The 10,004-nt window shown below is 72.2% G+C and carries 9 protein-coding genes; 6 read left to right on the top strand and 3 right to left on the bottom strand.

Annotated elements, in window-relative coordinates; all coding sequences use genetic code 11:
• Together ACZ6ZQ_RS34445 and ACZ6ZQ_RS34440 are read left to right on the top strand one after the other, a co-directional pair.
• Window positions 1-167 (top strand): acyl-CoA carboxylase biotin carboxyl carrier protein subunit (locus tag ACZ6ZQ_RS34445; RefSeq protein ID WP_469772455.1); only part of this gene is annotated, 167 nt, incomplete at its 5' end.
• Window positions 168-381: 214 nt separating this feature from the next.
• Complete coding sequence (locus tag ACZ6ZQ_RS34440) at window positions 382-927, top strand: TetR/AcrR family transcriptional regulator (protein ID WP_469772454.1); 546 nt, start codon at window positions 382-384, stop codon at window positions 925-927.
• 488 nt (window positions 928-1,415) lie between these two features.
• On the opposite strand, the gene ACZ6ZQ_RS34435 is transcribed toward ACZ6ZQ_RS34440, so the two are convergent.
• Both ACZ6ZQ_RS34435 and ACZ6ZQ_RS34430 read right to left on the bottom strand, forming a co-directional pair.
• Window positions 1,416-2,339 carry a DeoR/GlpR family DNA-binding transcription regulator gene (locus ACZ6ZQ_RS34435; RefSeq protein WP_469772444.1) on the bottom strand — a complete coding sequence of 308 codons (924 nt, stop codon included), beginning with the start codon at window positions 2,337-2,339 and terminating at the stop codon, window positions 1,416-1,418.
• A 164-nt stretch (window positions 2,340-2,503) separates the two neighbouring features.
• Window positions 2,504-3,943, bottom strand: coding sequence for an NAD(P)H-quinone dehydrogenase (locus ACZ6ZQ_RS34430; RefSeq protein ID WP_469772443.1), 1,440 nt, complete (start codon window positions 3,941-3,943; stop codon window positions 2,504-2,506).
• 326 nt (window positions 3,944-4,269) lie between these two features.
• Between ACZ6ZQ_RS34430 and ACZ6ZQ_RS34425 the strand changes: the two genes are divergently transcribed.
• The 4 genes from ACZ6ZQ_RS34425 to ACZ6ZQ_RS34410 all read left to right on the top strand — a co-directional run bounded on the left by ACZ6ZQ_RS34425 (window position 4,270) and on the right by ACZ6ZQ_RS34410 (window position 9,134).
• Window positions 4,270-4,707 carry a gamma-glutamylcyclotransferase family protein gene (locus ACZ6ZQ_RS34425; RefSeq protein ID WP_469772442.1) on the top strand — a complete coding sequence of 146 codons (438 nt, stop codon included), beginning with the start codon at window positions 4,270-4,272 and terminating at the stop codon, window positions 4,705-4,707.
• 221 nt (window positions 4,708-4,928) lie between these two features.
• The gene (locus ACZ6ZQ_RS34420) at window positions 4,929-5,741 is read left to right on the top strand and encodes a purine-nucleoside phosphorylase (RefSeq protein WP_469772441.1); all 813 of its coding nucleotides are present in this window, start codon (window positions 4,929-4,931) and stop codon (window positions 5,739-5,741) included.
• 327 nt (window positions 5,742-6,068) lie between these two features.
• Entirely contained in the window at window positions 6,069-7,718 is a 1,650-nt protein-coding gene (locus ACZ6ZQ_RS34415) for a phospho-sugar mutase (RefSeq protein WP_469772453.1), read from the top strand.
• 219 nt (window positions 7,719-7,937) lie between these two features.
• Window positions 7,938-9,134 carry a mannosyltransferase family protein gene (locus tag ACZ6ZQ_RS34410; RefSeq protein ID WP_469772440.1) on the top strand — a complete coding sequence of 399 codons (1,197 nt, stop codon included), beginning with the start codon at window positions 7,938-7,940 and terminating at the stop codon, window positions 9,132-9,134.
• 114 nt (window positions 9,135-9,248) lie between these two features.
• Here ACZ6ZQ_RS34410 and ACZ6ZQ_RS34405 read toward each other — a convergent pair whose 3' ends face one another.
• Window positions 9,249-9,908 carry a PH domain-containing protein gene (locus ACZ6ZQ_RS34405; RefSeq protein ID WP_469772439.1) on the bottom strand — a complete coding sequence of 220 codons (660 nt, stop codon included), beginning with the start codon at window positions 9,906-9,908 and terminating at the stop codon, window positions 9,249-9,251.
• Between the last annotated feature and the right edge of the window lie 96 nt (window positions 9,909-10,004).

The following is a 10,004-nucleotide window of genomic DNA, read 5'->3' as shown; positions in this document are numbered from 1 at the left end:
TCGAGGAGGGCCAGCAGGTCAACGAGGGCGACCTCGTCGTCGTCCTCGAAGCGATGAAGATGGAACAGCCGCTCAACGCCCACCGCTCCGGCACCGTCAAGGGGCTCAACGCGGAAGTGGGTGCGTCGCTGACGTCCGGCGCGGTGATCTGCGAGATCAAGGACTGACGTCGTGACGCGGTGACGCGGTGACGTACTGAGGTACGTACGTGTACGTGTGGGGCCCGCCGGTATCACCCGGCGGGCCCCACGTGCGTCCGGAGGAGTCCTCCGGACCGCCGATGGCATGCTGGATGCCATGACGACGAGTACGGCGGCTGGTGCGGCAGCGGGTACGGCAGCCGGTACGGGAGCGAGCGCGGCAGGCGGCGCGCCACGGCCGATGCGAGCCGATGCGCGCCGCAACTACGAGCGGCTGCTCGTCGAGGCGCGTGCGGCGTTCGCCGAGCACGGCACGGACGCGTCGCTCGAGGACGTCGCGAGGCGGGCGGGGGTGGGGATCGGGACGCTGTACCGGCACTTCCCGAACCGGCACGCCCTGATGAACGCGGTCTTCCAGGAGGCGCTCGAAACGCTGCTGGAGCGGTCGAGGGAGCTGGCTTCGGCGGAGCAGCCGTGCGGGGCGCTGGTGGAGTGGCTGCGTGCCATCGTCACTCATGCGGGTGAGTATCGCGGCGTCGCGCGAGCGCTCATGTCGGCGTCGCACGACGCGAGTTCGGCGCTGTCGCAGTGCAGCGTGCCGCTACGGGAGGCGGGGGCCCGTCTGTTGTCGCGTGCGCAGGCTGCCGGGGCCGTGCGGGACGACGTCTCGATCGGTGACCTCATGCAGCTGACAAACGCGATCGCGCTGGCCGCGGAGCAGGATCCGGACGACCCGGAACTCGCGGACCGCTTGCTGATGCTGACGTTGCGGGGGCTGAAGGCGTAGCCCCTCCGGAGGTGGCGCGTTGTCGGGGTTGCGGGTTGTCGGGGTTGCCCGGTGCGGTGCGCTTCCGGCGGGGTTGCGGGTTGTCGGGGTTGCCCGGTGCGGTGCGCTTCCGGCGGGGGTGCGGTGACGGTGTGCCCGGCGCGGTCCGGGCGGCCTGTGTTGCCCGGTGCCGTGGCGGCGTCCGGGTGTGTCCGTCCTCAAACTCCCCCTACGCCCTGCGGCGTGGGGGGACCCCCAGACGGGCTCGGGGTGCGCCGGTGAGTGGCGGTGCGGGGCCCCTCCGGGCTCGACTCCTCGGGACCGGCGTGTTGCCCGGTACCGCGGGATCGTCCGGTACTTCCGCCGGTCCCTGCGGGGCCGACCCTGCACGGCCCCGCCCCGGGCCCGTCTCCCGACTGCGGACCGTGGGGGGTGGGTCCGCTTCGGCCCAGGTCCGGCTCGGATGCCGAGTGCGGGCAGTGGGGGGTCCGATTCGGCCCCGCCCTGGGTCAGCGGCGGCGGAGGTCCGCCACGCGGGGGCGGTCGGGCTGGTCCGCCGCCAGGGCCGCGGCCGGGCGGAGGGACGGGCCCGGGTGGGTGCGGCGCTGGCCCGGGAGGGGGACCTCGCGACGTGGGCGGCCCGTGTCGACGGCCGTTCCGGCCACCGCGACCTGGACGCCCTGGTCCGCCAAGGCCTGGAGCTCCGTCAGCGCGCGGTCGTCGTGCGGGGGCGGCTCATCGGTCACCAGACGGGTGATCACGTCCGTGGGCACCGTCTGGAACATCGTGTCGGTGCCCAGCTTCGTATGGTCGGCCAGCACCACGACCTCCGCCGCCGCCTGGACCAGCGCACGGTCCACGCTCGCCGACAGCATGTTGGACGTGGACAGCCCGCGCTCGGCGGTCAGCCCGCTGCCGGAGAGGAAGGCCCGGGAGACCCGCAGGCCCTGCAGCGACTGCTCGGCCCCGCTGCCGACGAGCGCATAGTTCGAGCCACGCAGCGTGCCGCCGGTCATGACGACCTCGACCCGGTTGGCGTGTGCCAACGCCTGGGCCACCAGCAGGGAGTTGGTGACCACGGTGAGCCCGGGTACCCGCGCGAGCCGGCGGGCCAGCTCCTGCGTGGTCGTCCCCGCGCCGACCACGATGGCCTCGCCCTCTTCGACCAGGCTCGCGGCTGCGTCGGCGATGGCCGTCTTCTCCGCGGTCGCGAGATGGGATTTCTGCGGGAAGCCGGACTCTCGCGTGAACCCGCCCGGCAGTACCGCACCGCCATGCCGGCGGTCGAGGAGTCCTTCTGCCTCCAGTGCCCGCACGTCCCGCCGTACGGTTACTTCGGAGGTCTGGACGACACGGGCGAGCTCACGGAGCGACACGGCCCCGTTGGCACGCACCATTTCGAGGATCAATTGACGACGTTCTGCAGCGAACACGAAACTGACAGTAACCCCAGCAGCCGATACCTTTCAGCACTTTGCGCCGAATAAGGGAAGTTGCGCACGGAGAGGTCCCCCAAGTGGTATGGAGACCTCCCGCGAACCTCCCGGGTTGCCGGGATTGCCCCGGCCGGCCGCAGGCCGCGACCGCCCCTCAGGCGTTACGCCTCGCCCGCCGCCTTGCGCGTGTGCAACTGACGTGCGACTTCCGCGATCGAGCCCGACAGCGACGGGTACACGGTGAAAGCCTTTGCGATCTGTTCGACCGTCAGGTTGTTGTCGACCGCGATCGAGATGGGGTGGATCAGTTCCGATGCGCGCGGCGAGACGACCACTCCACCGACCACGATGCCGGTGCCGGGGCGGCAGAAGATCTTCACGAAGCCGTCCCGGATGCCCTGCATCTTGGCGCGCGGGTTGCGCAGCAGCGGCAGCTTGACGACCCGGGCGTCGATGACGCCGCCGTCGACGTCCGCCTGGGTGTAGCCGACGGTCGCGATCTCGGGGTCGGTGAAGACGTTCGAGGAGACCGTCTTCAGGTTCAGCGGGGCCACCGCGTCGCCCAGGAAGTGGTACATGGCGATACGTCCCTGCATCGCCGCCACGGAGGCGAGGGCGAAGACGCCGGTGACGTCGCCGGCCGCGTACACCCCGGGCGCCGAGGTGCGGGACACCTTGTCGGTCCAGATGTGGCCGGATTCCTTGAGGCGGACGCCGGCCTCCTCCAGGCCCATGCCCGCGGAGTTGGGGACCGCGCCGACGGCCATCAGGCAGTGCGTACCGGAGATGACCCGGCCGTCCGCCAGAGTGACCTCGACGCGGTCGCCCACGCGCTTCGCGGACTGGGCGCGGGAGCGGGCCATGACGTTCATGCCGCGGCGCCGGAACACGTCCTCCAGGACCGCGGCGGCGTCGGGGTCCTCACCCGGGAGCACGCGGTCGCGGGAGGAGACGAGGGTGACCCGGGAGCCCAGCGCCTGGTACGCGCCGGCGAACTCGGCGCCGGTGACACCGGAGCCGACCACGATCAGCTCTTCGGGGAGCTCATTGAGGTCGTACACCTGGGTCCAGTTCAGGATGCGCTCGCCGTCGGGCTGCGCGTCGGGGATCTCGCGCGGGTGACCGCCGGTCGCGATCAGTACGGCGTCGGCGGTGAGAGTCTCCTCGGTGCCGTCCGCGGCGGTGACGACGACCTGGCGGGAGCCGTCCATGGCCTGCCGGCCCTGGAGCCGGCCGCGGCCGCGCAGGACGCGGGCGCCGGCCCGGGTGACCGACGCCGTGATGTCGTGGGACTGCGCGAGCGCGAGCCGCTTCACGCGTCGGTTGACCTTGCCGAGGTCCACGCCGACGATCCGGGCGGCCTGCTCGATGTGCGGGGTGTCGTCCGCGACGATGATGCCCAGCTCCTCGTGCGAGGAGTCGAAGTTCGTCATCACCTCGGCGGTGGCGATCAGGGTCTTCGAGGGTACGCAGTCGGTGAGTACGGACGCTCCGCCGAGGCCGTCGCAGTCGACGACGGTCACCTCCGCGCCGAGCTGGGCGCCCACCAGGGCCGCCTCGTATCCGCCGGGTCCGCCACCGATGATCACGATCCGGGTCACTGGGGTTACGCCTCGCGCTCTCGCTCTGCCGGGTGGTCCGTCGGACCCATTGTCCCGCACGCTTCAACCTGCTTCGCGCCGGGGCCTTCGTACCTGCCTGTGACCTAGTGCCCCTCCCGGCAAGCTTTGCCCTGTCGCGCAGCCCGGCACGCACCCTCGCTGCGTTGGCCAAAAGCCCTGGTAGCTCCGCTACAAGGACTTCCGGCCGCCTTGCGATGGCACGCACCGGACGACGCTCCTCGACGGGCAAACATTGCCGGTCGCGGCACTAGGCCCCGCGGATCGGGACGGGCGGTCACCGCTTCCCCTCCCGTACCCTCGATCCCATGTCGCTCTACGCCGCGTACGCCGGCAACCTCGACGCGCGGCTGATGACCCGCCGCGCTCCGCACTCCCCGCTGCGCAGCACGGGCTGGCTCAACGGCTGGCGGCTGACGTTCGGCGGCGAGCAGATGGGCTGGGAAGGCGCGCTGGCCACGATCGTGGAGGCCCCGCGTTCCCAGGTCTTCGTCGCGCTGTACGACATCGCCCCGCTGGACGAGGACTCCATGGACCGCTGGGAGGGTGTCGGTCTGGACATCTACCGGCGGATGCGCGTGCGGGTGCACACCCTGGACGGCGAGGAGCCCGCCTGGGTGTACGTACTGAACGGCTATGAGGGCGGGCTGCCCTCGGCCCGCTATCTGGGTGAGCTGGCCGACGCGGCCGAGTCGGCGGGGGCCCCGCACGACTATGTGATGGAGCTGCGCAAGCGTCCCTGCTGACGCGAGCGCGCGGGCTCCCCCGCGCCCACTCCTGCGCATCGCTCCAGTGCCGCCGCCGCTCTCCTGCGTCGGTCTCGCGGGTCGGTCCCGTGCGTCGCTCCCGCGGATCACTCTTGGGATCGCTCTTGGGATCGCTCTTGTGCTTTACGACGAGGGAAGGGTCACGGAGTCGTGAGCATCGTCATCTACGCGCGTAGGGTTTCTCGGGCTACCCTCTTCTTGTGAACGTTTCTGTTACCCACCCGGACCCCCACGCCGCGGCCACCGACGCCGCCGCACGCCTGCGCGAGCTCACGGGCGCCGAGACCCACGACGTCGCCCTGGTGATGGGCTCCGGCTGGGCGCCGGCCGTCGACGCCCTCGGTGCGCCCGAGGCCGAGTTCCCGGTCACCGAGCTGCCCGGCTTCCCGCCGCCGGCGGTCGAGGGTCACGGCGGCAAGGTCCGCTCGTACAAGATCGGCGACAAGCGCGCGCTCGTCTTCCTCGGCCGTACGCACTACTACGAGGGCCGCGGCGTCGCCGCCGTCGCGCACGGTGTGCGCACCGCCGTCGCCGCGGGCTGCAAGACCGTCGTCCTCACCAACGGCTGTGGCGGCCTGCGCGCGGGCATGCGCCCCGGCCAGCCGGTCCTGATCAGTGACCACATCAACCTGACCGCGGCGTCCCCGATCATCGGCGCGAACTTCGTGGACCTTACCGATCTGTACTCGCCGCGGCTGCGGTCGCTGTGCAAGGAGATCGACGCGTCGCTGGAGGAGGGCGTGTACGTCCAGTTCCCCGGCCCGCACTACGAGACTCCGGCCGAGATCAACATGGTCCGTGTGATGGGTGGCGACCTGGTCGGCATGTCCACGGTTCTCGAGGCGATCGCCGCCCGCGAGGCCGGTGCCGAGGTGCTGGGCATCTCCCTCGTCACGAACCTGGCCGCGGGTCTGTCGGGCGAGCCCCTGAACCACGAGGAAGTGCTCCAGGCGGGGCGCGACTCGGCGGCGCGGATGGGTGAGCTGCTGACCAAGGTCCTGGCGCGGATCTGACGGATCAAGCGGATCCAGCGGATCAAGCGGATCTCATGGTCAGGGGCTGACGCCCCGGCCCCCCGCGGCGCGGGGCGCATGAGGCGGCCGGTGGCGGTTTCCCCCACCCCGCCCCTTCCCGGAACCGGGCCCGCGCCCCGCCCCTGCGGCAGCTCGTTGCCGTGCCCAGTGGCTTGCGCCCACAAGCCCGCAGGCAGGCACGCACCCCGGGCCCGGAGCGGGTAGGCGTAACCGGGCACGCAGACGCTCATGACCCTCGTGACGCCCATGACCCTCATGGTGCCCATGACGCCCATGACGCTCACAACGACATCAGAGAGGCACACCGTGGCGCAGGACCTGATCGCGCGGGCCCAGGCTTGGCTGGCCGAGGACCCCGATGCGGAGACCCGGGACGAGCTGAGCAAGCTCGTCGAGGCTCAGGACACGGCAGAGCTGGCCGCCCGGTTCGCCGGAACGCTGCAGTTCGGGACGGCCGGGCTGCGCGGGGAGCTCGGCGCCGGGCCGATGCGGATGAACCGCGCCGTGGTCATCCGCGCCGCCGCGGGACTCGCGGCGTACCTGAAGGCCCAGGGCCACACCGGCGGCCTCGTCGTCATCGGCTACGACGCCCGCTACAAGTCCGCGGACTTCGCCCGCGACACCGCCGCCGTCATGACCGGCGCCGGCCTGCGTGCCGCCGTGCTGCCGCGCCCGCTGCCGACCCCCGTCCTCGCGTACGCCATACGGCACCTGGGCGCCGTCGCCGGCGTCGAGGTCACAGCCAGCCACAACCCGCCGCGCGACAACGGCTACAAGGTCTACCTCGGCGACGGCTCGCAGATCGTGCCGCCGGCCGACGGCGAGATCGCCGCGCAGATCGAGGCGGTGGGCAGCCTGCACGACGTACCGCGCCCGGGCGACGGCTGGGAGACCCTCGGGGACGAGGTTCTGCAGGCCTATCTGGAGCGTACGGACGCCGTCCTGAGCCCCCGCTCCCCCCGGACCGCCCGCGTCGTCTACACGGCCATGCACGGCGTCGGCAAGGACGTGGTGCTGGCGGCGTGGGAGCGGGCCGGTTTCCCCGCTCCGGTGCTCGTCGAGGAGCAGGCCGAGCCCGATCCCGCGTTCCCGACGGTCGCCTTCCCCAACCCGGAGGAGCCGGGCGCGATGGACCTCGCCTTCGCGACGGCCCGCGAGGCCCAGCCGGACATCGTCATCGCCAATGACCCGGACGCGGACCGCTGCGCCGTCGCCGTACCCGACGACAGCGTCGCCGGGGGCTGGCGGATGCTGCGCGGTGACGAGGTCGGCGCGCTGCTCGCCGCGCATCTCGTGCACAAGGGCGCACGGGGCACGTTCGCCGAGTCGATCGTGTCGTCGTCGCTGCTCGGGCGTATCGCGGCGGCCGCCGGGCTCGGTTACGAGGAGACGCTGACCGGCTTCAAGTGGATCGCGCGCGTCGAGGGCCTGCGGTACGGATACGAGGAGGCTCTCGGCTACTGCGTCGACCCCGGCGGCGTACGCGACAAGGACGGCATCACCGCCGCGCTGCTCGTCGCCGAGCTGGCCTCGGAGCTCAAGGAGCACCGCCGTACGCTTTCGGACCTGCTGGACGATCTCGCGATCGAGCACGGGCTGCACGCCACCGACCAGTTGTCGGCGCGCGTGGAGGACCTGAGCATCATCGCGGACGCGATGCGCCGGCTGCGCGAGCAGCCGCCCGTCCTGCTGGCCGGGCTGCAGGTCGTCTCGGCGGAGGATCTGACGAAGGGCACCGAGCAGCTGCCGCCGACGGACGGTCTGCGGTACTACCTGGAGGGCGAGTACAAGGCGCGCGTCATCGTCCGCCCGAGCGGCACGGAGCCCAAGCTCAAGTGCTACCTGGAGGTCGTGGTCCCGGTCGCCGAAGCGAGCGAGCTGGCGGCTGCCCGGGGCCGTGCGGCGGACGTTCTCGCGGCGGTCAAGCGCGACCTGGCGGAGGCGGCAGGCATCTGACGTTACGGCGGTACGGCGGTACGGCGGTACGGCGGTACGGCGGTACGGCGGTACGGCGGTACGGCGGTACGGGCCCGGCGGAACAGCGGCACGGGCCCGGCGCGCCGATCCCCGTGCGGGTGATTCCCGTACGGCAGTTGACGCAGCGGCCCGTGCCCTCGGCGGAGCCACGGGCCAAGGTGACCCGGTAGCGCATGCCGAGTCACTGGAGCTGCCGCAGTGCCCCCGACCGCCACACACCGAGCCGCTGTCCCCGCCTCCCGTCGGCCACCCGTCCCGGGAGGCGGCGGCGTACCGGGAGCGGATCACCGGTTGCTCCAAGCGCTGGGCCGAGCCGCGCCGGCACTGGTCGGCTATCTGGCGGTACGGCTGACCGGGCTGCTCGTGCTCGCCCGGTGGACGCATCTCAAGGGGCACGGCGTCTGGCCGGCGCTGGCCACGTCATGGGACTCCAACTGGTATCTGGGGATCGCCGACCACGGGTACGCGCACGAGCTCGGCACCGCGTTCGACGCGAACAATCTGGCGTTCTTCCCGCTCTATCCGGTGCTGGTGAAGGCCGTCGCGGGGGTGACTCCGGGCAGCCGTGCCTCCGTCGCGCTCGTGATCGCGATGGTCTCGTCGCTGGTCGCCGCGTGGGGGATCTTCGCGGTCGGCGACCAGCTGCACGGGCGGCGTACGGGAACCGTGCTCACCGTCCTGTGGGGCGCGCTGCCCGTCGCGATCGTCCAGTGGATGGGCTACACCGAGTCGCTGTTCACGGCGCTCGCGGCGTGGTCCCTGTACGCGGCGCTCAGCGGCCGCTGGCTGTGGGCGGGCCCGCTGGCTGCGCTGGCCGGTCTGACCCGGCCGACGGGCGTCGCGATCGCGGCGGCGGTCGCGGTGGCCGGGCTGGTGGCCTTCGTACGGACCCGGGACCGCCGGGCGCTCGCGGGCGCGCTGATCGCGCCGCTGGGGTGGGGCGGTTACGTCGCCTGGGTGGGCCTGCGGGTCGGGCGCTGGGACGGCTACCTCGCCGTACAGAAGCTGTGGCGCAACGAGTGGGACGGCGGGACGGTCACCCTGGCCGAGATCCGGAAGAACGTCGTGTACGACGCCACCCCGCAGCTGCTGATGGTGGTCGTGTCGCTGGTGCTGATCGTGTCCACCGGGCTGTATCTGCTGTGCCTGACGGACCGGCAGCCGCTGGTGCTGCTCGTCTTCACGGGCGTGATGCTGCTCGTCGTCCTCGGCAGCGGCGGCGTCTACTTCCCGCGCGCCAGGTTCCTCATGCCCGCCTTCCCGCTGTTGCTGCCGATAGCGGCGGCGGTGGGACGGGCACGGCGACCGGTGGTGCTGCTGGTGCTGGGCGGGGCCGCGCTGTCGTCGGCGTGGTTCGGGGCGTACATGCTGCTGGTGTGGAAGGGGCCGCCGTAAGAACCGTGAACGCGGGTGTCGGGTCCGGCTGAGGTGGCTGGATGGATTCCCGTGTCCGGCCGCACGCGGCCGGCGAAGCGGTCAGGTTCGCCCGGCACGGCCGGGCAAAGCGGCTCACGCGACGGCGAGCAGTACCGCGAAAGCGACCGCACCCACGACGGCCGGGCCGAGGATCTCGTACGCCCAGCGCACCTGCGGCTCGCCCTTGGCGCTCGGACGCGTGGCGCCGTGCTCGGCCAGCTCGCGCAGTTCGGCGATCGTCCGGTCGGCGGGCGCCTGCCAGGACGCGCCGCCGGCGTCGGTGTCGACGGCGGGGTCGACCGCGGCGTTCACGGGCGCACGGCGGCCACGGTCACCCCGGGCCGCCATCGCCTGACGGCGTGCGGCCTGCTTGCGCTGCCGCAGCGAGACCGGCACGGCCCACAGCTGATACTTCGCGCCCTCCTGCGTGGTGACCTCGCTGGAGTACCCGGCGCGCACATCCGCGACGGACGCCCAGGGCAGGGTGATCGTGCGGAACGGGTTCCTGATCCGGAGCCTGTCCTCGCCCGCGAACACGGCGGGCCGCAGGGTGAACGCGACGATCACCGGCACCAGCACCAGCAGCCCCGTCAGACCGAGCCAGGGCGTGCGCCCCTCGCCCCGGACCACCGCGTCGCCGCCGATCCAGACGGTGAGCGCGAGCAGCAGCACTCCGCCCACGAGCGCCATGGGCGAACGGTAGACACGGTCGGCGTAGGCCGGCTCGGAGGGCGGCTGCTCGGGACTCGTCATGCTCCCGATTCTGCCCCATGCGCCCGGCGCACCGAATGACGAGTCCCGGCGGCCCTCTGTACAGGTTGCTACGCGCGTAGATATGCTCGTCTGGTG

It is taken from the genome of Streptomyces sp. NPDC053673 (genome assembly GCF_055585225.1).
This window is presented reverse-complemented; position numbering and strand designations above follow the sequence as displayed.